Here is a 23,922-nt window from a genome sequence, read left to right on the forward strand (position 1 = left end):
GGTTTGCCGGGGCGGCGGCCCCGGCGATACCTAACCCAACGCCTTCGCCAGCAGCGTGATGGGATGTTCGCAGCGCTTGCTGGTGGACATCTCTATCTGCCACTTGCAGGTTTCGCAGTCGGTCACCACGATATCGGCGCCGCTCTCCTCAATCTGGCGGAACAGCGGCGCGCCAATTGCCTGTGATGTTTCGTAATTTTCACGCTTAAAGCCGTACGTCCCCGCAATGCCGCAGCAGCGCGAATCCAGCACCGTCAGCGCCAGCCCCGGAATTAACCGCAACAGTTCCAGCGTGTAGAGCGACCAGCCCATTTTTTCCATATGGCAGGGCGTATGGTAGACCACTTTCAGGGGTAAGTTTTTCAGCGGTAACGTCTGCCCGCTGTCCAGCTTGCGCCACAGGAAACGCGTCGCCAGCTCAATCTTTTCGCGCAGGCCGGTATTGTCCACCTCCAGCAGGTGCGGATACTCATCGCGCAGCGTGAAGGTGCAGGTCGAGGAGGTGGCCAGCACCGGAATGCCTTTATCGATGATGGCCTCGCGCAGCGACGAGACGTTGCTTCTGGCCTGTTTGCGCGCTTTATCGGTAAACCCGTTGGCGATCAGCGGCACACCGCAGCACTTCTCCTTGCTCAGCAACTGCACGCCTGTACCCATGGCGTTCAGCACTTTCAGCAGATCTTTGCCCAACTGCGGGTGGTTGTAATTCACGTAGCAGCCATGGAAGAACGCCACCTGGTCGGCATACCGCGCCTGGTCTGCCGCTACGGATTTGTACCAGCGGCGGAAGGTGCCGTGGGAATATTTAGGCAGGCTGCGGTGATGGTCGATCTTCAGCGTGGCATCCAGCAGCTGGCGCACCGGTTTCAGCGAGGTCGCGGCGTTCACCAGCGGGGCAAACGGCGTGGAGACGCTGCCCATCAGGTCGGTATGGCTGAGAATGGCATCGCGCAGCGACGGTTTTTGCGTGCTATAGCGTGCCCGGGCGCGCTGAATAATGTCGCCGATTTTCACATCCGACGGGCAGGCGACTTCACAGCGTTTGCAGTTGATGCAGTATTTCAGCGCGTCATCGTACAGCGCGCCGTCCTTCAGACGCAGGCGTTCGCCGTCCGGCCCGGCCTGTTTCGGCCCGGGATAGCGCGGGTTAACGCCGCTGACCGGGCAGACGGTGGTGCAGACCGTGCATTTGATGCAGCTTTCAAAGCGGGTGTCGTTCATTGTTCAGCCTCCGTGCGCTGGCAAATCTGCTCTGCTACATAGAGCGCCGTTATGGCGCAGACGCCGCCGCCGCAGCCCTGGGCGATAGGATCGTATCCGCCCAAAAGCGAACCGATGGCGTAGAGATTTGGAACTGGCTTTCCGGAAAGTTGCGGATGCAGCTGGTTATCCACAATCACGCCGAACTGCTGCCAGGGCTGCGGGGAAAAGAAATCGCTCTGATACCAGTCCGCGCGGGAGGCACTCTGGCGCACATCCAGCCCCATAATCGCCTCGCGAATGCCCTTCCGGCTGCTCAGCAGACCGTTGCTAAAGAAACTGCCGCTTGCCAGCACCGCGTAACGCGTGCGAAGCGGAATGTCGTCGTGATTGCGAGTCCAGATTTCGCTCACCGAGCCGTCAGTCAGGGTGATTTTTTTCACCTCATCGCCCGCCATCCACACGCCTCCCTGGGCCACAAACTGGCGCTGAAGCTGGGTATGCAGGCGAATGCCGGGTACGGACGGAGGAAGCGTTGGCAGCAGGCCGAGCGAGCAGGGCAGGCGGTCGGAGAGCCAGCACCACAGCCGGTTATCACCTAAGCCAAAGCAGGCGGGCATAAAGAGCGCATCGCATCCCTCTGCAAGCGGTTTGAGCGCCTCATACAGCAGCGGCCATTTCTCTTCGTTATCGAGCAAACGGGCAATATTCACCGCGCGGAACTCGCTGGGATTGTCGCGCAGGAGATCCAGCTCAGGAAGGTCAATCTCTGCCGTTTCAGCGTTGACCCCCTGGCGACTGAGCGAGGCCGCCGCCAGATGGGGCTGAAAATCCAGAAAACCGCTAATACCCACCACCCGCACGCGCGTGGCCTTGAACGGGGCAACGGGGACCTCCTCCGGGCTGAGCCAGGCGGAACGCAGGGTGCCAAGCGGCGTGACGCGCGCGTGATTTTGCCTGGCGCTCCCCTGCATACGTGCGCCGCAATCAGCCAGCAGCGCTTCGGTCTCCAGGGCGAAGCGGTCAATGTGCTGTGCGCCGATCAGGTGATAAGGATGCTCTGCCGGCAGTTTGTCACGGTACGTTTCGTCCAGCAGATCCAGCGAGCCCGACGAGAAGTGCAGGGCGCTCTGGCCCCGGGTGATAATGGCGCAGCGCAGTCCCTGCTTCGTGAGTTTGATGCCACAGAGCAGACCCGCCAGCCCGCCGCCGACGATCACCGTATCAAATTTCATCGTGTTGCTCCTTCTCCAGACCGCAAAGCCCCTGGTACACCCAGCGGGTAAATTCGCTTTCACGCAGGGCATCGCCCCAGGCGACAGGCTGAATGCCTTTCCAGCGCTCGTTTAAAAAATCGCTGAGCTGATCGAGCGACTGGGTGGCGGTGGTGGTATGAAAACGCTGCAACAGCCCGGCGGCACGGCAGGCACACAGCTCCCCCTGACAGGTGCCCATCCCGACGCGGGTGCGGCGACGGAGATCGAGCAGGCTATTCACCGTCAGATTCTCCACCGCGTATTGCACTTCCCCGGCGGTAACGGCCTCGCACTCGCATACCAGACTGCGGCTCAGCCGTCCTTCGCCCAGCCAGACCGGTGTTCTGTCGCCATGGCGATAGACAGCCGAACCGCGCAGGGGGGCGGGCAGGGAGAGAATTTTTTGCACTGTTTTCTCGGTGGACTGGCGCGAGCCGGGCAGGGGCTGTTCCGCGGTCACGCACGGTTCGCTATTGCCCAGCTTGCGGCAGACGGCATCCGTCGCCCATTCGGCCATCAGACGGTAGGTCATCAATTTACCCCCGGTGATGGTGATGAAGCCGTCCAGCCCGTCGCGCGCGGCGTGGTCAAGCAGCACAATGCCGCGGCTGACGTTGCGTCCGCTCGGATCGTCATCGCTGGCAACAAGCGGACGCACACCCGCGTAGGCGCGCAGGATACGGGTCTGGGCCATCACCGGCGCCAGTTTTTCTCCTTCACGCAGCAGGATGTCGACCTCTTCTGCGGTGACCCGATTGAAATCAATCTCGCTGTAGTCCACGTGGGTGGAGGTGGTCCCGATTAACGAAATGGTATCGCCGGGTACAAGGATGTCTGCGTCAGACGGTTTGCGGCAGCGGTTGATGACATGGTTATTAATGCGGTGATCGAGGATCAGCAGCGAGCCTTTGGCCGGAAACATGCGCACAGAGAGATCGGCGTATTCCGCGATGCGCTGCCCCCAGATCCCCGCCGCGTTGACCACCACGGCGGCATAGAGCTCGTGGTGTTCGTTGTAGCGCGTATCCAGGACCCGCACACCTACGATGCGATGCCCCTCACGGATAAGCCCGGTGACCTGATGGCCGGTCAGGATCCGCGCGCTATGCTCGCGGGCGTCCAGCATGTTGGCCGCCGTCAGGCGAAACGGATCCACGGTGCCGTCCGGAACTTTCACCGCCCCGGTCAATGCCGGATTAACCGAAGGTTCGATGCGGCGTGCTAGGGCCGGGTCAATGGCTTGCGCCTGAATGCCTGCGGCCTGGCAGGCGGTAATGAAGGTTGACTGAAAGGCGAGATCGTCTTCGGGAAGCGTAATAAACAGACCGTCGGTGGGCTCAATGCAGTGACGGGCAATGCGCCGGAGGATCTGGTTTTCGGCGATACATTCGCGGGCCGATTCGCCGTCGGTGACGGCGTAGCGGGCGCCGCTGTGCAGCAGACCATGATTGCGTCCGGTTGCGCCTGTTGCAATATCATGGCGCTCCAGAAGCGTGACGCTCAGCCCCCTGAGCGCGCAGTCGCGGGCGATGCCTGCGCCGGTCGCGCCCCCGCCAATGATAATCACATCGCTATAGCGTGGATCGTGAATTGTCATTGCCATCCCTCAGTGTTCGTTTTGTCTCATTTAGCCACATAAAAACTGTGGTTTGTTTGATATCGAACACAAACGAGCGAAATTCGAAAGTGAAACGTGATTTAATGCGCTTTTTTGCGCATTCTGTCATATTTCTGTAACAATCTGTGCGTTGATTCACAGTAACAATCACCGTGATTTCTTAACATCCCCGCCTCTCTAGCCGGGCGCGTGATGTCCGGTCACTTTTTGAAAGGCCACGGAGGCTGTTATGCTCAGTATTTTTAAACCTGCGCCACATCGGGCGCGACTGCCAGAGGCAGAGATAGACCCTCTCTACCGCCGTCTGCGTTGGCAAATCTTCATGGGGATTTTCTTTGGCTATGCGGCGTACTATCTGGTACGTAAAAACTTCGCACTCGCCATGCCCTACCTGGTGGAACAGGGCTTCTCACGCGGCGATCTTGGTTTCGCGCTGTCGGGGATCTCTATCGCCTACGGTTTTTCGAAATTCATTATGGGGTCAGTGTCGGATCGCTCGAATCCGCGCGTGTTCCTGCCCGCTGGCCTGATCCTGGCGGCAGCGGTCATGCTGTTTATGGGCTTTGTGCCGTGGGCGACCTCCAGCATCGCCATTATGTTTGTGCTGCTGTTCCTCTGCGGCTGGTTCCAGGGGATGGGGTGGCCACCGTGCGGACGCACCATGGTGCACTGGTGGTCGCAGAAAGAGCGCGGCGGTATCGTGTCGGTCTGGAACTGCGCCCATAACGTCGGGGGCGGGCTTCCACCGCTGCTGTTCCTGCTGGGGATGGCCTGGTTCAACGACTGGCACGCGGCGCTCTATATGCCAGCCTTTGGGGCAATCCTGGTAGCCATTATCGCCTTTGCGCTGATGCGCGACACGCCGCAGTCCTGCGGTTTGCCGCCGATTGAAGAGTATAAAAACGACTATCCGGATGATTACAGCGAGAAGCACGAAGAAGAGCTGACGGCAAAGCAGATCTTCATGAAGTACGTCTTGCCGAACAAACTGCTGTGGTACATCGCGGTAGCGAACGTGTTTGTTTACCTGCTGCGTTACGGCATCCTCGACTGGTCGCCGACCTACCTGAAAGAGGTGAAGCATTTTGCGCTGGATAAATCCTCCTGGGCCTACTTCCTCTACGAGTACGCCGGGATCCCGGGGACGCTGATTTGCGGCTGGATGTCGGACAAAGTGTTTAAGGGCAACCGTGGCGCGACGGGCGTCTTCTTTATGACCCTCGTGACCATTGCCACCGTCGTCTACTGGCTCAACCCGCCGGGCAACCCGGGCGTGGACATGGCCTGTATGATCGTCATCGGCTTCCTGATTTATGGCCCTGTTATGCTGATTGGTCTGCATGCCCTGGAACTGGCACCGAAAAAAGCGGCAGGCACGGCGGCAGGCTTTACCGGTCTGTTCGGCTACCTGGGCGGTTCGGTCGCGGCGAGCGCCATCGTAGGCTATACCGTTGACTTCTTCGGCTGGGACGGCGGCTTTATGGTGATGATCGGCGGCAGCGTGCTGGCGGTATTGCTGCTGATTGTTGTGATGATCGGTGAAAAACGTCACCACGCGGACGTGCTGGCGCGTCGTCAATAAGGAGCACTGCCATGAAATTCACGCAAATAGCGGCCGGTCTGTTGCTGGCGGGCCTGATGACCGGATCCGCCCTGGCGGCGGATAAAATCGTTATTGCCCATCGCGGCGCAAGCGGCTATCTGCCGGAGCATACGCTGCCGGCGAAAGCGATGGCCTATGCGCAGGGGGCCGATTATCTGGAGCAGGATCTGGTAATGACAAAGGACGACCAGCTGGTCGTCCTGCATGACCACTATCTTGACCGGGTGACCGATGTGGCGGAACGTTTCCCGGACCGCGCCCGTAAAGATGGCCGTTTTTATGCCATCGACTTCACCCTGGATGAAATCCGCTCTCTGAAGTTTACCGAGGGCTTCGAGATTGAAAACGGCAAGAAGGTGCAGGTTTATCCGGGACGTTTCCCGATGGGCAAATCTGAGTTCCGCATCCATACCTTCCAGGAAGAGATTGAGTTTGTTCAGGGGCTGAACCACTCGACGGGCAAAAATATCGGTATCTATCCGGAAATTAAAGCCCCGTGGTTCCATCACCAGGAAGGGAAGGATATCGCCGCGAAAACGCTGGAGGTGCTGAAGCAGTACGGCTACACCAGCAAGAAGGACAAAGTCTGGCTCCAGTGTTTTGACGCCGCGGAACTGAAGCGCATCAAAACCGAGCTGGAGCCAAAGATGGGGATGGATCTCAATCTGGTTCAGCTGATCGCCTATACCGACTGGAATGAAACCCAGGAGAAGCAGGCAGACGGCAAGTGGGTAAATTACAACTACGACTGGATGTTCAAACCGGGTGCGATGAAGCAGATCGCGCAGTACGCCGACGGGATCGGACCCGATTACCACATGCTGGTGGCGGAAGGTTCAACCCCGGGCCACGTGAAGCTAACGGCGATGGTGAAAGAGGCGCATGCCAGCAAGATGCAGGTGCATCCGTATACGGTGCGTGCTGACCAGTTGCCGCCGTACGCCACAGACGTGAATCAGCTTTACGAGGTGTTATATAAGCAGGCGGACGTGGACGGTTTGTTTACGGACTTCCCGGATAAAGCGGTGAGCTTTTTGAAGGATAAAGGCTGAAATTGCCGGGTGGTGGCTGCGCCTTACCCGGCCTATGGACTGCGGTTTTGTAGGCCGGGTAAGCGAAGCGCCACCCGGCACAATCACATCTCGATCTCTATATCCCCTTTCGCCCGGCAGCAGCAGGGCAAAATTTCACCGTCGTTGATGAAGGCCAGTGGTTCAGTTATCCAGTCAACCTGACCGGTCACCAGACGACAGCGGCAGGAGCCGCAATAGCCTTCGCGGCACTGGTATTCAACGGCAATCTGGTGGGATTCCAGCGCAATAAGCAGGGAGGGGTGCTCTTCCTGGCACAGAAGCTCTGTGCCAGAAAGACGAAGCGTTACGCGGCTCATCAGAGCTGGAAGTCGCTCAAATCGTCGGTGTTGACTTCGGAGTCAATCTGACCGACCAGGTAGGAGCTCACTTCCACCTCCTGCGGCGCCACCTGCACGTTGTCAGAGACCAGCCAGGTGTTGATCCACGGGATCGGGTTGGAGCGGGTCTGGAACGGCAGATCCAGGCCGACCGCCTGCATGCGGATGTTGGTGATGTACTCGACGTACTGGCAGAGAATATCTTTGTTCAGGCCGATCATGGAGCCGCCCTGGAACAGATACTCCGCCCACTCTTTCTCCTGCTGTGCCGCCTGGACAAACAGGTCATAGCTCTCCTGCTTGCACTCTTCCGCAATCTCGGCCATCTCCGGATCGTCCACGCCGCTGCGCAGCAGGTTCAGCATATGCTGGGTACCGGTCAAGTGCAGGGCTTCATCGCGGGCGATGAGGCGAATGATTTTGGCGTTGCCTTCCATCAGCTCGCGTTCCGCAAAGGCGAAGGAGCAGGCGAAGCTGACGTAGAAGCGGATCGCTTCCAGCGCGTTCACGCTCATCAGGCACAGGTAGAGCTTCTTCTTCAGCTCGCGCAGGCTCACGGTGACGGTTTTGCCGTTTACGGTGTGGGTGCCTTCACCCAGTAGGTGCCAGTAGCTGGTCAGCTCGATCAGATCGTCGTAGAAGTGGGAGATGCCTTCCGCACGCTTCAGGATCTGTTCGTTGGTGACGATATCATCGAAGACAATCGCCGGATCGTTGACGATGTTACGGATGATGTGGGTATAGGAGCGGGAGTGGATCGTCTCGGAGAACGCCCACGTCTCGACCCAGGTCTCCAGCTCCGGGATGGAGATCAGCGGCAGCAATGCCACGTTCGGGCTGCGCCCCTGGATGGAGTCCAGCAGCGTCTGATACTTCAGGTTGCTGAGGAAAATGTGCTTTTCGTGTTCCGGCAGCGCCTGGAAATCGATGCGGTCGCGTGAAACGTCAACTTCTTCCGGACGCCAGAAGAAAGAGAGTTGCTTTTCAATCAGCTTTTCGAAGATGTCATATTTTTGCTGATCGTAGCGCGCCACGTTGACCGGCTGGCCGAAGAACATCGGCTCTTTGAGCTGGTCGTTTTTCGTCTGTGAAAAGGTGGTGTATGCCATGAGTGTGTCCTGTGAGAGATTTTGTAGATCGGGCAAACAAAATCGTAGGCCGGGTAAGCGTAGCGCCACCCGGCATTTACATTAAATCTTACATGCGCCGCTTTCGCAGCCATCATCCTGAATGGACGGGGCCAGATCGTCCTGCGCATCTTCCGCACCGTCGCGGGTGTTTTGATAGTACAGGGTCTTCACGCCAAATTTGTAGGCGGTGAGCAGGTCTTTCAGCAGCTGCTGCATCGGCACTTTTCCGGACGGGAAGCGTGACGGATCGTAGTTGGTGTTGGCAGAGATCGACTGATCGATAAATTTCTGCATAATCCCCACCAGTTGCAGGTAGCCGTCGTTATTTGGCATCTCCCACAGCAGCTCGTAGTTGTTTTTCAGCAGCTCATAATCCGGTACCACCTGGCGCAGGATCCCATCTTTCGACGCTTTGATGCTGACATGACCGCGCGGCGGCTCAATACCGTTGGTGGCGTTAGAGATCTGCGAGGAGGTCTCGGACGGCATCAGGGCAGAGAGCGTGGAGTTACGCAGGCCGTGGGTCTTGATGGATTCGCGCAGGCCTTCCCAGTCAAGATGCAGCGGCTCGTTGGCGATCGCATCCAGGTCTTTCTTATAGGTATCGATCGGCAAAATGCCTTTGGAATAAGTAGTTTCATTGAACCACGGGCAGGCGCCTTGCTCTTTCGCCAGCTCGTTCGAGGCTTTCAGCAGGTAGTACTGAATGGCTTCGAAGGTCTGGTGCGTCAGGTTATTAGCGCTGCCGTCGGAGTAGCGTTTGCCGTTTTTCGCCAGCCAGTAAGCATAGTTAATGACGCCAATACCCAGGGTACGACGACCCATCGCACCACGTTTTGCCGCCGGGATTGGGTAATCCTGGTAATCCAGCAGCGCATCCAGGGCGCGAACCGCCAGCACCGCCAGCTCTTCCAGTTCGTCCAGGCTATTGATGGCGCCCAGGTTGAACGCGGAGAGCGTGCACAGGGCGATTTCGCCGTTTTCGTCGTTCACATCTTCCAGCGGTTTGGTCGGCAGGGCGATCTCCAGACACAGGTTGGACTGGCGCACTGGCGCAACGATCGGATCGAACGGGCTGTGGGTGTTGCAGTGATCGACGTTCTGAATGTAGATACGGCCGGTAGAGGCACGTTCCTGCATCATCAGGGAGAACAGTTCAACCGCTTTCACACGCTGTTTACGGATGCTGTCGTCTTTTTCATATTTGCTGTACAGACGCTCGAACTCATCCTGATCGGCAAAGAAGGCGTCATACAGGCCCGGAACATCGGACGGGCTGAAGAGGGTAATATCTTCACCTTTCAGCAGACGGGTATACATCAGCTTGTTGATCTGTACGCCGTAGTCCATGTGACGCACGCGGTTGCCTTCCACGCCACGGTTGTTTTTCAGCACCAGCAGGCTTTCTACTTCCAGGTGCCACATTGGATAGAAGAGGGTAGCTGCACCGCCACGCACGCCGCCCTGAGAGCAGGATTTCACCGCGGTCTGGAAGTGTTTGTAGAACGGGATACAGCCGGTGTGGAACGCTTCACCGCCACGAATTGGGCTGCCCAGCGCACGAATGCGACCGGCGTTGATGCCGATACCGGCACGCTGGGAAACGTATTTCACAATGGCGCTGGAGGTCGCGTTGATGGAATCCAGGCTGTCGCCGCACTCGATCAGCACGCAGGAGCTGAACTGGCGGGTTGGGGTGCGAACGCCGGACATGATTGGCGTTGGCAGAGAAATCTTGAACGTGGAAACCGCATCGTAGAAACGCTTCACGTATTCCAGACGGGTTTCACGCGGGTAGTTCGAGAACAGGCAGGCCGCCACCAGAATGTAGAGGAACTGAGCGCTTTCGTAGATCTCGCCGGTCACGCGGTTCTGGACCAGGTATTTCCCTTCCAGCTGTTTCACCGCGGCGTAGGAGAAGTTCATATCACGCCAGTGATCGATGAACCCGTCCATCTGCTTGAACTCTTCTTCCGTGTAGTCTTCCAGCAGATGCGTGTCGTACTTGCCAAGCTCGACCATCTTCACGACATGATCGAACAGCGCTGGCGGCTCAAACTGACCGTAGGCTTTTTTACGCAGGTGGAAAATCGCCAGACGGGCAGCGAGGTACTGATAATCCGGCGCGTCGCGGGAGATGAGATCCGCCGCGGCTTTGATAATGGTTTCGTGGATATCAGACGTTTTGATGCCGTCATAGAACTGGATATGGGAGCGCAGTTCAACCTGGGAGATCGATACGTTATTCAGTCCTTCTGCTGCCCAGTCGAGAACTCGATGGATTTTGTCCAGATTGATACGCTCGGTGGTACCGTCGCGCTTTGTCACCAGCAGACTCTGATTCATGTGGGTTTTTACCTGTCCGTGAAAATGAAAATATCCCCCGCTTATCCACAGCCTTCTGTGGATAAATACTACATATAGGGGTTTTACAATAAGGATAACGCAAGATGGTGAGTATTCTAGTAAGGATTCTTTTGAGTACAAGAGTTGATTTTGAGGTTAAATTGAGGTTGTTAAAGCGTAAAAAAGCGTAAGTCCTCGTACCGTAAGGCCTGGAAGACATGTCAATATTCCAGAAAAAAAAATGAAAATTTGATCGACTGCTGATTTCTTCAACGGGCTGTCAAAAATGCGCAACAAACTGCTGCGCATTCGTCAGAAAAAGAGTAATTACTCTTGCTCTTTTTTGGCGGTGGTATGGAGCATGTAGTTAACGTCCACGCCTGGCGCCAGTTTGAATTTGTCGGTCAGGGGATTGTAGTGCAGGCCGGTCATATGCTGTTCTTTAAGCCAGGTGTTGTCGACCCAGCTCAGTAATTCTGCCGGCTTGATGAATTTTTTCACGTCGTGCGTGCCTTTTGGCACCATTCGCAGCACGTACTCTGCGCCAACCACCGCCATCAGCCAGGCCTTGCCGTTGCGGTTGATGGTGGAGAAGAACACCTGACCGCCCGGCTTCACCAGCGCGGCACAGGCTTTCACCACCGATTGCGGATCGGGAACATGCTCCAGCATCTCCATGCAGGTGACGATGTCGTACTGGTGGGCGTGCTCCGCCGCATGGGCTTCAACCGTTTCCTGCACGTACTCCACCTGGATACCGCTCTCCAGCGCGTGCAGACGTGCTACCTGCAGTGGCTCGAAGCCCATATCCAGCCCGGTCACCGTGGCGCCTTCGCGCGCCATGCTCTCGGCCAGGATGCCGCCGCCGCACCCCACATCAAGCACTTTTTTACCGAACAGGCCGCCGGAACGCTCCGCGATATAGCCCAGGCGCAGAGGGTTAATGCGGTGCAGCGGTTTGAACTCACCTTCAAGATCCCACCAGCGCGAGGCCACGGCTTCAAATTTGGCGATCTCTTCGTGGTCGACGTTGTCAGCCATCGGGGATTTTTCCGCATTCATGGACGCTTTTACTCCGTAATTTAAAGACGAGGAAGTATATCAGGATAACAAAGCAAATTAGTTTAAACCTAAGCGGGTGTGTTATAATTTCCGACCTTTGAATCCGGGATACAGTAGAGGGATAGCGGTTAGATGAGCGACCTTGCGAGAGAAATTACACCGGTTAACATCGAGGAAGAGCTGAAGAGCTCCTATCTGGATTATGCGATGTCGGTCATTGTTGGCCGTGCGCTGCCGGATGTCCGCGATGGACTTAAGCCGGTACACCGTCGCGTACTATACGCCATGAACGTATTGGGCAATGACTGGAATAAAGCGTACAAAAAATCTGCCCGTGTCGTTGGTGACGTAATCGGTAAATACCATCCTCATGGTGATTCCGCGGTGTACGACACTATCGTCCGTATGGCGCAGCCGTTCTCGCTGCGTTACATGCTGGTTGATGGTCAGGGTAACTTCGGTTCTATCGACGGCGACTCCGCTGCGGCAATGCGTTATACGGAAATCCGCCTGGCGAAGATTGCCCATGAGCTGATGGCCGATCTGGAAAAAGAGACGGTAGATTTTGTCGACAACTATGACGGCACGGAAAAAATTCCTGACGTTATGCCGACGAAGATCCCTAACCTGCTGGTAAACGGTTCGTCCGGTATCGCCGTAGGTATGGCGACCAACATTCCGCCGCACAACATCACCGAAGTGATTAACGGCTGCCTGGCCTATATCGAGGATGAAGAGATCAGCATTGAAGGGCTGATGGAACACATCCCGGGCCCGGACTTCCCGACCGCCGCCATCATTAATGGCCGTCGCGGTATCGAAGAGGCCTACCGTACCGGTCGCGGCAAGATCTATATTCGTGCCCGCGCCGAAGTCGAAGCGGATGCCAAATCTGGCCGTGAGACCATTATCGTCCACGAAATTCCGTATCAGGTGAACAAAGCGCGCCTGATCGAGAAGATTGCCGAGCTGGTTAAAGAGAAACGTATTGAAGGTATCAGCGCGCTGCGTGATGAGTCTGACAAAGACGGCATGCGTATCGTGATTGAAATCAAACGTGACGCGGTAGGGGAAGTGGTGCTTAACAACCTCTATTCCCTGACTCAGCTTCAGGTCTCCTTCGGTATTAACATGGTGGCACTGCACCATGGTCAGCCGAAGATCATGAACCTGAAAGACATTCTGAGCGCGTTCGTGCGTCACCGCCGTGAAGTGGTGACCCGTCGGACTATTTTCGAACTGCGTAAAGCCCGCGATCGTGCGCACATCCTTGAAGCGCTGGCGGTGGCCCTGGCAAACATCGATCCGATCATCGAACTGATCCGTCGTGCGCCAACCCCTGCCGAAGCGAAAGCGGGCCTGATCGCCCAGCCGTGGGATCTGGGCAACGTCTCTGCGATGCTGGAACGTGCCGGTGACGATGCCGCGCGTCCTGAGTGGCTGGAGCCGCAGTACGGTATTCGCGAGGGCAAATACTGGCTGACCGAACAGCAGGCCCAGGCGATTCTGGATCTGCGTCTGCAGAAACTGACCGGCCTTGAGCATGAAAAACTGCTCGACGAGTACAAAGAGCTGCTGGAGCAGATCGCTGAGCTGCTGCATATCCTCGGCAGCGCCGATCGTCTGATGGAGGTGATCCGCGAGGAGCTGGAGCTGATCCGCGATCAGTTCGGCGACGAGCGTCGCACGGAAATTACCGCCAACTCCGCGGATATCAACATCGAAGACCTGATCAACCAGGAAGACGTTGTGGTTACCCTGTCTCACCAGGGCTACGTGAAGTACCAGCCGTTAACCGACTATGAAGCACAGCGTCGTGGCGGTAAGGGCAAATCAGCGGCACGTATTAAAGAAGAAGACTTTATCGACCGCCTGCTGGTGGCCAACACCCATGACACCATCCTCTGCTTCTCCAGCCGGGGCCGTCTGTACTGGATGAAGGTTTATCAGCTGCCGGAAGCGAGCCGTGGCGCCCGTGGACGTCCAATTGTCAACCTGCTGCCGCTGGAACAAAACGAACGTATTACGGCGATCCTGCCGGTTCGCGAGTACGCTGAAGGGGTGAACGTCTTTATGGCGACCGCCAGCGGTACGGTGAAGAAAACCGCCCTGACCGAGTTCAGCCGCCCACGTTCTGCCGGCATTATCGCCGTCAACCTGAACGAAGGCGATGAACTGATTGGCGTGGATCTGACCTCCGGCTCCGATGAAGTGATGCTCTTCTCTGCCGCCGGTAAAGTGGTGCGCTTCAAAGAGAACGCGGTGCGCGCCATGGGCCGTACGGCGACCGGTGTCCGCGGGATCAAACTGGCGGGCGAAGACAGCGTGGTCTCCCTGATTGTTCCACGTGGCGAAGGCGCAATCCTCACCGTCACCCAGAATGGTTACGGTAAGCGTACTGCCCAGGACGAATATCCAACCAAGTCCCGTGGCACGCAGGGCGTTATCTCGATTAAAGTCACCGAGCGCAACGGTTCCGTTGTGGGCGCGGTACAGGTCGATGATGCCGACCAGATCATGATGATTACCGATGCCGGTACGCTGGTGCGTACCCGTGTGTCGGAAATTAGCGTGGTCGGGCGTAACACCCAGGGCGTGATCCTCATCCGTACTGCGGAAGATGAAAACGTGGTGGGTCTGCAGCGTGTTGCTGAGCCAGTGGATGACGAAGAGCTCGATTCAATCGACGGTAGCGTGGCAGAAGGTGACGATGAAATCGCGCCGGAAGCGGAAATCGACGATGATGCGGTAGATGATGCCGAAGAGTAATCTCTTCTGACGACAAAGGGCCGGTTTCCGGCCCTTTTCTTTTGTCGCGGCGCTGAATTGCAGACAACCGAACGTTGCGACGGCGGCGATTTACCGCTACCTTAACCCATTCCTTGTCAACCTGACGGCGGAGCCTCGCCCCCTTGAAATACCTCGTCTCCTTTCGAACCACGCTGAAAGTTTCTCGCTATCTTTTTCGGGCGCTGGCGCTCCTGATTTGGGTGCTTATCGCGCTTTTTTCGGTGTTTTACATCGTCAATGCGCTGCACCAGAAGGAGGCGGAGATCCGTCAGGAGTTTAACCTCAGCTTCGATCAGTCCCAGCGCTATATTCAGCGCACCGCGGACGTCATGAAGGAGCTCAAGTATATCGCCGAGAATCGTCTGACGGCGGAGAATGGCGTTCTGGCTATCCGCGGGCGCGACAGTAAGGCGGACGTTCCCAACTTTGAGCCGCTTTTCCCCGACTCTGACTGCTCGGCGATGGGCTCCGCATGGCGGGGATCGCTGGAGTCACTGGCCTGGTTTATGCGCTACTGGCGCGATAACTTCTCGGCAGCCTATGACCTGAACCGCGTCTTCCTGATTGGCAGCGAAAATCTCTGTATGGCCGATTTTGGCCTGCGCGATGTGCCGGTAGACCGTGACAGCGCGCTGAAAAGCCTGCACGAGCGGATCATCAAGTACCGTAACGCGCCGCAGGATGAACGCGGTAATAATCTGTTCTGGATAAGCCAGGGGCCGCGTTCAGGGGTAGGGTACTTCTATGCCCTGACGCCGGTCTATCTGGGCAACCGTCTGCAGGCGATGCTCGGTATCGAGCAGACTATCCGCATGGAGAACTTTTTCACCCCGGGTAATCTGCCGATGGGCGTCACCATTCTTGATGAAAATGGTCACTCTCTTATTTCGCTGGCCGGGCCGGAATCGCGGCTGAAGGTTGATCCTCGCTGGATGCAGGAGCGCTCATGGTTTGGTTACAGCGCCGGTTTTCGTGACCTGGTGTTGAAAAAAAGCCTGCCGCCTTCGTCGCTGAGCATTGTTTACTCCGTACCGGTGGATATGGTGCTGGAGCGTATTCGGATGCTGATCCTCAACTCGGTACTGCTGAACGTGCTGGTGGGGATTGCGCTATTTACCCTCGCGCGGATGTACGAGCGTAAAATCTTTATTCCGGCGGAGATCGATGCCCAGCGTCTTGAAGAGCATGAGCAGTTTAACCGTAAGATTGTTGCCTCTGCGCCGGTGGGGATCTGTATTTTACGCACCCTTGACGGGACCAATATCCTCAGTAACGAGCTGGCGCATAACTATCTCAATATGCTCACCCATGAGGACCGACAGCGGCTGACGCAGATTATCTGTGGGCAGCAGGTCAACTTCGTCGATGTCCTGACCAGTAACAACACCAACCTGCAGATAAGCTTTGTCCATTCGCGCTATCGCAATGAGAACGTGGCGATCTGCGTGCTGGTGGATGTCTCCGCGCGCGTCAAAATGGAAGAGTCATTGCAGGATATGGCCCAGTCCGCCGAACAGGCCAGCCAGTCGAAATCGATGTTCCTTGCCACCGTCAGTCACGAATTGCGTACTCCGCTCTACGGGATTATCGGTAACCTCGATCTGCTGCAGACCAAAGAGTTGCCGCGTGGCGTTGACCGTCTGGTGACGGCGATGAACAACTCCTCCAGCCTGCTGCTGAAAATCATCAGCGACATTCTCGACTTCTCTAAGATCGAGTCCGAGCAGCTAAAAATTGAACCGCGCGAATTCTCGCCGCGCGAGGTGATGAACCATATCAGCGCCAACTACCTGCCGCTGGTGGTGCGTAAGCAGCTGGGGCTGTACTGCTTTATTGAGCCAGACGTGCCGCTAACGTTGCAGGGCGATCCGATGCGCCTGCAGCAGGTGATCTCCAACCTGCTCAGCAACGCCATTAAGTTCACCGATATGGGCTGCATTGTGATGCATGTCGCCAAAGCGGGGGACTACCTGAGCATTCGCGTACGCGACACCGGGGTGGGTATTCCGGCCAAAGAGGTGGTCAAACTCTTCGACCCGTTCTTCCAGGTGGGGACGGGGGTTCAGCGCAACTTCCAGGGCACCGGGCTGGGGCTGGCGATCTGTGAAAAACTGATCAGCATGATGGACGGCGATATCTCGGTGGATACCGAACCGGGCATGGGCAGTCAGTTTACTATCCGTATTCCACTTTATGCGGCGCAGTCTCCGGGCAACATGCTGATTGAGGGATTAAGCGATAAACGCTGCTGGCTGGCGGTGAATAATGCCTCGCTGTATGCCTACCTGGAGTCTCTGCTGGGCTCATACGGCATTCGGGTGGCGCGCTACGCCGGCCAAACCCCGGACGCGGAAGATATGCTTCTCACCGACGATGAGCTGACGAAGCCGTGGCAGGGTAAAGCGGCGGTGATCTTCTGCCGGCGCCATATCGGTATCGCCCTGGAGCGTGCGCACGGCGAATGGGTGAACAGCGTGGCCTCGCCACATGAGCTGATTACACTGCTGGCGCGCATCTATCGTGTGGAAATGGACAGCGCGGACGGAACAGCCTCGCTGCCGTCGCCGGAATCTGAGCAGTCGTTGAATGAGGATATGATGATCCTGGTGGTGGACGACCATCCGATTAACCGCCGCCTGCTGGCCGATCAGCTCGGCTCGCTGGGCTATCAGTGTAAAACGGCGAATGACGGCGTGGATGCCCTCAATGTGCTGAGCAAAAACCATATCGACATTGTCCTGAGTGATGTGAACATGCCGAATATGGACGGCTATCGCCTGACCCAGCGTATCCGCCAGCTCGGTCTGACGCTGCCGGTGGTGGGTGTCACCGCTAACGCGCTGGCAGAGGAGAAGCAGCGCTGTCTGGAATCGGGGATGGATAGCTGTCTTTCCAAGCCGGTAACGCTGGATGTCCTGAAACAGACGCTGTCGGTGTACGCGGAGCGGGTGAGAAGAGCGCGGGGATAAAAAAAGCCCAGAAATGGGCTTTTTTATTATTGCCGGGTGGCGCTGACGCTTACCCGGCCTACGCTACCTGTAGGCCCGTGCAAGCGAAGCGCCGCCGGGCATGTAGCTTATTACTCTTTATCCGCCGGACTCAGGGTCACGGAAGAGAGATAGTTCAGCAGGGCGATATCGTTCTCCACACCCAGCTTCATCATCGCCGATTTTTTCTGGCTACTGATGGTCTTGATACTGCGGTTCAGCTTCTTGGCAATTTCGGTCACCAGGAAACCTTCGGCAAACAGACGCAGGACTTCACTCTCTTTTGGCGACAGGCGTTTGTCACCGTAACCGCCGGCGCTGATTTTTTCCAGCAGGCGGGAGACGCTTTCCGGCGTGAATTTTTTCCCTTTCTGCAGCGCGGCCAGCGCTTTCGGCAGATCGGTCGGCGCGCCCTGTTTCAGGACGATGCCTTCGATATCGAGATCCAGAACCGCGCTTAAAATCGCCGGGTTATTGTTCATGGTCAGCACGATGATCGAAATGCTCGGGAAATGGCGCTTGATGTATTTGATCAGCGTAATCCCGTCACCGTACTTATCTCCAGGCATGGAAAGGTCGGTGATGAGCACGTGCGCATCAAGCTTAGGCAGGTTATTAATCAGTGCTGTGGAATCTTCAAATTCGCCAACTACATTCACCCACTCGATCTGTTCAAGTGATTTGCGAATACCGAACAGTACAATCGGATGGTCATCGGCAATAATTACGTTCATATTGTTCATGTATAGGGCTACCTTGCTACAGCAAGCTTTTGACGTAGGCGTCAATGTCGCTGATGTATTTTTCTATGCTGGCGGCATCTTTCTCACGAATTAGATGTTCCAGCGTTTCACATAATTGCTTGCCTGGAACCAGATTAAGCATGGCAAACACCCCTTTGAGCCGGTGTGCTGTCTGAGCCAGCGCCGCGAAGTCGTTCACGGCCGATTCAGTATACAACCTCTTAACATCATCTGGAACTGTGTCTACAAAGAGCGAATAATATCCGCTGGCATGAAGTTCAGCATTTTCATTGCCGCCCAGTGGGGATTCCGGGATCGTTTCCTGCGCCAGTTGCTCTTCTATTAGTTGTAGTACAGCTTCCTGCATAGCATTGCTCATATTAAAGTTGACGCGCACCTGGCCGGGGCCAATTTTCCGCACGCCTGGCTCATCATCGCTTAAAAGCAAGCCCGAGGCAGTAAGATTAGACGGATTATCTGTTAAAAAGAGATCATATTCTTGACTTGCCAGCCGTTCGTCCGGCGAGATACAGCTCGCCCCCCAGTTTTCCAGCTGACGAACCACAATGTTACGGATCTCGTTTGAGGTCACATCCACCATTATTACCACATCATCCAGCAGGCGTTCATCCTCCTCCGCATCCTGCGGGCTGGCCGCCATTTTAACGTGAAGAGAGTAACGGGTGCCCAGCGACTCACGCGCTTTGATATTCAGATGGCCGCCAAGCTTACGCGCCAGCTGATCGCAGAGCCAGAAGGTGAGGGCATTGGCTTTGCCATAGTTATCGCCCTGAGTCTCGTTAAGGAACGGGAAGTGCAGGTTATCAATTTCGCTGGCCGTCACCCCTTCGCCGGTATCCAGAATGCGGAAGGTGAGGCGGTCGTCAGCCGATTCATCGCTGCTCACTTCAAGGGTAATTTTGCCGATCTGGGTGGTAGTGACCGCGTACTGGATCAGCATCAGCAGAATGCGGCGCAGGGCGTCGCGGTCGCCATGACGCTCATCGTTCGCGCGCAGCGGATTGTTGATCAGCAGTTGAAGCCCTTTACGCTTGATGACTGGCAGTACCTCCGGCACCACTTCATCAATCAGATCCTGAATGGAAAACAGCGACGCCGTGCTCTTCCAGGTATCATTTTCCAGCATGTTGGCAAGCTGGATCTCATCCACCAGCCGTACCAGCGTATCGGCATGAGCGGACAGCTGCATGCTCTCCGGGGTGGATAAATGGGCGGCTTCGCTGGCAAGCGCCTTCAGCGGCAGCTTGAACGCTTCGCCGATATTTTGCATAAACGCTGCGCGGCCCTGCTGGTTTTTCTCATACAGCCTTTGCGCCTGCTTGAGCTTTTTATTCACCAGCACCTCGCGATCCTGATCGCGAATAATGAATATTTGCGTGCGCGACGCCACCTGGCTGCGGAACTGGCGGATCTCGTACAGCTCATTATTAATCGTGGCCTGAATCACCCCCTGGTGCTGATCCGCCATGCTGGTGATGTTTTGCAGATTCAGGTGGGGCAGCAGGTGGTCGGCAATTTTGTTGCTGATCACCGTGCGGTTAGCCTCCTGATCGTGCACCAACAGGCCGAGCGGCAGCACAGAGACAATCTCTTCATTCAGCGCGCGCAGGACGCGCAGCTCATTATGGGTACCGGCTGCCACGGGAACATCGCTCTGGCGACCCGGCTGCGAACGGAAGGTGCTGTAACCGAACAGCGCCAGCGCCAGCAGACCAATATTGAGCAGCAGCGGCAACAGGATATTTTGCAGCGTATCCAGCAGCAGCGTGCCGAAAGGCACCTGCCAGACCAGACGCATGCCGGTGGTGTTCAGGGCGGAAGCAATTTCGATTTTCGAACCATTAAAGGAGATGGAGACGCTGTCAGGGCTCTCTTTATCCGTTGGCGCGCGCATATTTTGCACGCTATTGTCCTGCTCCAGGCGGAAACTTTCCAGCGGCATATCCGGCGGGATCAGATCGTTGATGGGCAGATCAAAGGCCACCACCGTGGCCAGATGGCCTGGCTGATTGAACGTCGTACGCAGGGTGAAGTAGTGGCCATTTTGCCATGCCAGTCGGCGCAGGGAGGAGAAACTTTCGCGCTCATCCAAAGCGTTAGCCTGCTGGAGCATCTCCGCGCGACGGGAATCGACAATATTACCCACCGTAGACTCTTTAAACCCGGAAGAGAGATCTTTAAGTGGCAGGGTGGAGATCAGGATCATGCTGTTGTCCTGACCGTTGAGATAGTACATCGACCAGGGAACAGTCTCCGCGCCCCAAAGCGTATCCAGATAGGTCGACATGCGCTGGGTCATCTCCAGCGTGGCGCTGTCGTGGGAACCGAAAATCAGGGCTTCGGTTTTGCGTCGCGTCTTCTCAAGATAGTAGACGTCCTGTTTCAGGCGCGTCTCCTGCAAACCTTCAGCAGAGGAGGTGGTAGGGGTTGCCGCGATGTTGTCATAAATCTGCCAGGTGGCGTAGCGCCAGGTGTCGATGCGTTTATGCAGCGCGTGGCTGATATCGACAATCTGATAGCTGCGGTCTTTGAGCCAGGTGTTCACGGCGCTCTGCACCATTACGCCCATGGTCACTAACAGCACAACGATCAATAGAAGAAAGAAACGAGTAATGCTGCCCGGGAGCAGGGAAAACTTGTTCGCGGCTGTGGTTTCAGACTGACTCATTGATGTGTTTAACCCGTTATGGCTGCGCTTCAGGCGAATAGGGCAGTATAAAGCGTAATAATCGAATTTCCAGCCTCACGCCACTACCGGGGCTGACTTTTTCATGTCGCTGTGAGACGAAAATGGACTGTTTTAAATCTGTACGCTCAGATAAAAATTGTACAAATAAGTCCCAATATAGGAAAAAAATAGCACGAATAAACAAGAAATTAAAATCACCATGAAATTTATGCGCCTAAAAATAGCAAGCGAAGATTTAATTAATAGTCGTTATAGTTTCAGGCAGGTAGCACAAATTATTCAAGTTTGCGTAAAGATGAGTAAAAAAAAACCGAATGCATTGCATTCGGTTCAATTCTGGATAAACAGACATTCAAATCTGAATGACGGTAATAAATAAAGTTAATGATGATAGCGGTAAATATTTTAGTCGCCGCTGCGGTTTTTGTTTTATCAATCAGTGCTATAATTTGTTTTTGGATAAGTGATTGATTTTTATGATTTATTTTGTGTTTTTGATTATTGGTGCTCTATTTTTTAACTAAATGTGCGGCCAAAAAGTTCCCTAAAATTTACAAATTGAAACATCTATGTGGCAATATGAAACATCTTAAAAGTTTTCGTATCATATTCTTATTGGATTATTCTGTTTTTTTGCGGAGAATGAACTTGCCGACTGGTTAAGAGGGTTAATCAGTAAGCAGTGGTAATAAAAGACATATAACAGAGGGTTAAAATAATGAAAGTTAAAGTACTGTCCCTCCTGGTACCAGCACTGCTGGTAGCAGGCGCAGCGAATGCGGCTGAAATTTACAACAAAGACGGCAACAAATTAGATCTCTACGGTAAAGTAGACGGTCTGCACTATTTCTCTGATGACGATGGCGCTGATGGCGATCAGACTTACATGCGTCTCGGCTTCAAAGGCGAAACTCAGGTTAACGACCAGATCACTGGCTACGGTCAGTGGGAATACCAGATTCAGGGCAACACCACCGAGAGCGACAACCAGTCCTGGACGCGTGTGGCCTTCGCAGGTCTGAAGTTCGCTGAAGCAGGTTCTTTCGACTACGGTCGTAACTACGGCGTAATCTATGACGTCACCTCCTGGACTGACGTTCTGCCAGAATTCGGCGGCGACACTTACGGTGCCGATAACTTCCTGCAATCCCGTGGTAACGGCGTTGCTACCTACCGTAACCAGGACTTCTTCGGTCTGGTTGATGGCCTGAACTTTGCTCTGCAGTATCAGGGTAAAAACGGCAGCGTCAGCGGTGAAAACGTGGGCGGTCGTAGCCTGCTGAAACAGAACGGCGACGGCTTCGGCGGCTCCCTGACTTACGATCTGGGCGAAGGCTTCAGCGTAGGTGCGGCAGCAGCCTCTTCTAAACGTACCGCAGACCAGAACGGTCCACGCGTTTACGGCCGTGGCGACCGTGCTGAAGTGTACAGCGGCGGCCTGAAATATGACGCAAACAACCTGTACCTGGCAGCGCAGTACTCCCAGACCTACAATGCAACCCGTTTCGGTGACTCTCAGTCCGACCGCGCTAATGCTGTTTACGGCTTTGCCAACAAAGCACAGAACTTCGAAGTGGTTGCACAGTACCAGTTCGACTTCGGTCTGCGTCCATCCGTGGCTTACCTGCAGTCTAAAGGTAAGGACATCGAAGGCAACGGCGACCAGGATCTGCTGAAATATGTTGATGTGGGCGCGACTTACTACTTCAACAAAAACATGTCCACCTATGTTGATTACAAAATCAACCTGCTGGATGAAAACGCCTTCACCGACCGTGCAGGCATCAGCACCGATGACATCGTAGCACTGGGTCTGGTTTACCAGTTCTAAGTCTTACGTACTCTTGCGAAAGGGGCCAAATGGCCCCTTTTTTTGGTTTTACCGTCAGGCCCTTACAAAGCCTGCTTTTTGGTGTACTCTTGCCGGTCTCAGGCTTGAGGATAATAACGAATGGAAATTACTTTTTTACGTGTCGGCTTGCTGGCAACACTTTTTATGCTGACCGCGTGTGACGCACCTGCTCCCTCTGCAAAGAACGAAACCGCCGCCGCGACGGTGCTGGAAGGGAAAACGATGGGCACCTTCTGGCGCGTCAGCGCCATCGATCTCTCCGCTGCCCGGGCGGAAGAGCTGCGCGGGAAGATCCAGGCTCAGCTGGACGGCGATGACCAACTGATGTCCACCTATAAAAACGACTCCGCACTGATGCGCTTTAATCAGTCGAAGAGTACGTCGCCCTGGCCGGTGAGCGAAGCGATGGCGGACATTGTCACCGAATCGCTGCGGGTGGGCTACAAAACTAACGGCGCAATGGATATTACCGTCGGTCCCCTGGTTAACCTTTGGGGCTTTGGCCCAAACAAGCAGCCGGTGAAAACCCCCGATCAGGCGCAGATTGACGATGCCCGGGCGCAAACGGGGCTGCAGCATCTGTCCGTGATTAATCAGTCCGGCCAGCAGTATCTGCAAAAAGATATTCCCGATCTGTTTGTCGATCTCTCCACGGTGGGCGAAGGCTACGCCGCCGATCACCTGGCCCGGCTAATGGCCGAAGAGGGGATCTCGCGCTATCTGGTGTCGGTAGGCGGGGCGCTGGTCAGCCGGGGCATGAACGCCAGCGATAAGCCCTGGCGCGTGGCGATCCAGAAGCCGACCGATGAGCAAAACGCCGTGCAGGCCATTCTCGATATCAACGGCCACGGGATCAGCACCTCCGGCAGCTACCGCAACTATTATGAGCTGGACGGAAAACGCATTTCGCACGTAATCGATCCGCAGACCGGCCGTCCGATTACCCACAACCTGGTGTCGGTGACGGTAATCTCCCCGACGGCCCTGGAGGCCGATGCCTGGGATACCGGCCTGATGGTGCTGGGGACGGAAAAAGCCAAAGAGGTCGTGCGTCAGCAAGGGCTGGCTGTCTATATGATCACCCGGGAAGGGGAGGGCTTCAAAACCTGGATGTCCCCGCAGTTCGCCAGTTTCCTCGTTAACGGGAAGAATTAAAAAGCAAGGTTGCGGGTTTTTGTCGGCTGGCGCTCAGGCAGGCTATGAGTATGCTTACA

General features: G+C 55.8%; 15 protein-coding genes. 6 read left to right on the forward strand and 9 right to left on the reverse strand.

Annotation, left to right across the window (positions count from 1 at the left end):
- Nucleotides 1-30 precede the first annotated feature (30 nt).
- Genes glpC through glpA form a run of 3 tightly spaced genes read right to left on the reverse strand, consistent with a single transcriptional unit; the run spans nucleotide 31 to nucleotide 4,053 of the window.
- Nucleotides 31-1,221 carry an anaerobic glycerol-3-phosphate dehydrogenase subunit GlpC gene (glpC, locus tag ACT3IC_RS16400; protein ID WP_103180425.1) on the reverse strand — a complete coding sequence of 397 codons (1,191 nt, stop codon included), beginning with the start codon at nucleotides 1,219-1,221 and terminating at the stop codon, nucleotides 31-33.
- Nucleotides 1,218-2,435, reverse strand: coding sequence for a glycerol-3-phosphate dehydrogenase subunit GlpB (gene glpB, locus ACT3IC_RS16405; RefSeq protein WP_473478187.1), 1,218 nt, complete (start codon nucleotides 2,433-2,435; stop codon nucleotides 1,218-1,220). The genes glpC and glpB overlap by 4 nt, the downstream gene beginning before the upstream one ends.
- On the reverse strand, nucleotides 2,425-4,053 hold the full coding sequence (gene glpA / locus ACT3IC_RS16410) for an anaerobic glycerol-3-phosphate dehydrogenase subunit A (RefSeq protein WP_473478190.1): 1,629 nt from the start codon (nucleotides 4,051-4,053) through the stop codon (nucleotides 2,425-2,427). Before glpA ends, glpB begins: the two co-directional genes overlap by 11 nt.
- 250 nt (nucleotides 4,054-4,303) lie before the next feature.
- Here glpA and glpT point away from each other — a divergent pair, with 250 nt between their 5' ends.
- Together glpT and glpQ are read left to right on the forward strand one after the other, a co-directional pair.
- Entirely contained in the window at nucleotides 4,304-5,656 is a 1,353-nt protein-coding gene (glpT, locus tag ACT3IC_RS16415; RefSeq protein ID WP_156654937.1) for a glycerol-3-phosphate transporter, read from the forward strand.
- A gap of 11 nt (nucleotides 5,657-5,667) precedes the next feature.
- Nucleotides 5,668-6,729: a glycerophosphodiester phosphodiesterase gene (gene glpQ, locus ACT3IC_RS16420; RefSeq protein WP_103180418.1), complete on the forward strand. Its 1,062-nt coding sequence runs from the start codon at nucleotides 5,668-5,670 to the stop codon at nucleotides 6,727-6,729.
- Between the two features lie 83 nt (nucleotides 6,730-6,812).
- Here glpQ and yfaE read toward each other — a convergent pair whose 3' ends face one another.
- The 4 genes from yfaE to ubiG all read right to left on the reverse strand — a co-directional run bounded on the left by yfaE (nucleotide 6,813) and on the right by ubiG (nucleotide 11,626).
- Nucleotides 6,813-7,067 carry a class I ribonucleotide reductase maintenance protein YfaE gene (gene yfaE / locus ACT3IC_RS16425; protein WP_103180417.1) on the reverse strand — a complete coding sequence of 85 codons (255 nt, stop codon included), beginning with the start codon at nucleotides 7,065-7,067 and terminating at the stop codon, nucleotides 6,813-6,815.
- Nucleotides 7,067-8,197 carry a class Ia ribonucleoside-diphosphate reductase subunit beta gene (nrdB, locus tag ACT3IC_RS16430; protein ID WP_214422221.1) on the reverse strand — a complete coding sequence of 377 codons (1,131 nt, stop codon included), beginning with the start codon at nucleotides 8,195-8,197 and terminating at the stop codon, nucleotides 7,067-7,069. Before nrdB ends, yfaE begins: the two co-directional genes overlap by 1 nt.
- Before the next feature lie 81 nt (nucleotides 8,198-8,278).
- Complete coding sequence (nrdA, locus tag ACT3IC_RS16435) at nucleotides 8,279-10,564, reverse strand: class 1a ribonucleoside-diphosphate reductase subunit alpha (protein ID WP_159339611.1); 2,286 nt, start codon at nucleotides 10,562-10,564, stop codon at nucleotides 8,279-8,281.
- A 327-nt stretch (nucleotides 10,565-10,891) separates the two neighbouring features.
- Nucleotides 10,892-11,626: a bifunctional 2-polyprenyl-6-hydroxyphenol methylase/3-demethylubiquinol 3-O-methyltransferase UbiG gene (gene ubiG / locus ACT3IC_RS16440; RefSeq protein WP_156654935.1), complete on the reverse strand. Its 735-nt coding sequence runs from the start codon at nucleotides 11,624-11,626 to the stop codon at nucleotides 10,892-10,894.
- A gap of 132 nt (nucleotides 11,627-11,758) precedes the next feature.
- Here ubiG and gyrA point away from each other — a divergent pair, with 132 nt between their 5' ends.
- On the forward strand, nucleotides 11,759-14,395 hold the full coding sequence (gene gyrA, locus ACT3IC_RS16445; RefSeq protein WP_473478194.1) for a DNA topoisomerase (ATP-hydrolyzing) subunit A: 2,637 nt from the start codon (nucleotides 11,759-11,761) through the stop codon (nucleotides 14,393-14,395).
- A gap of 143 nt (nucleotides 14,396-14,538) precedes the next feature.
- Nucleotides 14,539-17,385, forward strand: coding sequence for a two-component system sensor histidine kinase RcsC (gene rcsC / locus ACT3IC_RS16450; RefSeq protein ID WP_159339609.1), 2,847 nt, complete (start codon nucleotides 14,539-14,541; stop codon nucleotides 17,383-17,385).
- Nucleotides 17,386-17,495: 110 nt separating this feature from the next.
- On the opposite strand, the gene rcsB is transcribed toward rcsC, so the two are convergent.
- Together rcsB and rcsD are read right to left on the reverse strand one after the other, a co-directional pair.
- Entirely contained in the window at nucleotides 17,496-18,146 is a 651-nt protein-coding gene (gene rcsB / locus ACT3IC_RS16455; RefSeq protein WP_032612710.1) for a response regulator transcription factor RcsB, read from the reverse strand.
- A gap of 16 nt (nucleotides 18,147-18,162) precedes the next feature.
- The gene (gene rcsD / locus ACT3IC_RS16460) at nucleotides 18,163-20,835 is read right to left on the reverse strand and encodes a phosphotransferase RcsD (RefSeq protein WP_103180405.1); all 2,673 of its coding nucleotides are present in this window, start codon (nucleotides 20,833-20,835) and stop codon (nucleotides 18,163-18,165) included.
- Nucleotides 20,836-21,574: 739 nt separating this feature from the next.
- On the opposite strand from rcsD, the gene ACT3IC_RS16465 reads away from it, so the two are divergent.
- Together ACT3IC_RS16465 and apbE are read left to right on the forward strand one after the other, a co-directional pair.
- Complete coding sequence (locus ACT3IC_RS16465) at nucleotides 21,575-22,687, forward strand: porin OmpC (RefSeq protein WP_473478197.1); 1,113 nt, start codon at nucleotides 21,575-21,577, stop codon at nucleotides 22,685-22,687.
- Nucleotides 22,688-22,807: 120 nt separating this feature from the next.
- Nucleotides 22,808-23,863, forward strand: coding sequence for an FAD:protein FMN transferase ApbE (gene apbE, locus ACT3IC_RS16470; RefSeq protein ID WP_103180401.1), 1,056 nt, complete (start codon nucleotides 22,808-22,810; stop codon nucleotides 23,861-23,863).
- The last annotated feature ends 59 nt before the right edge of the window (nucleotides 23,864-23,922 follow it).

Source organism: Leclercia sp. GHBNCSD (assembly GCF_055805075.1).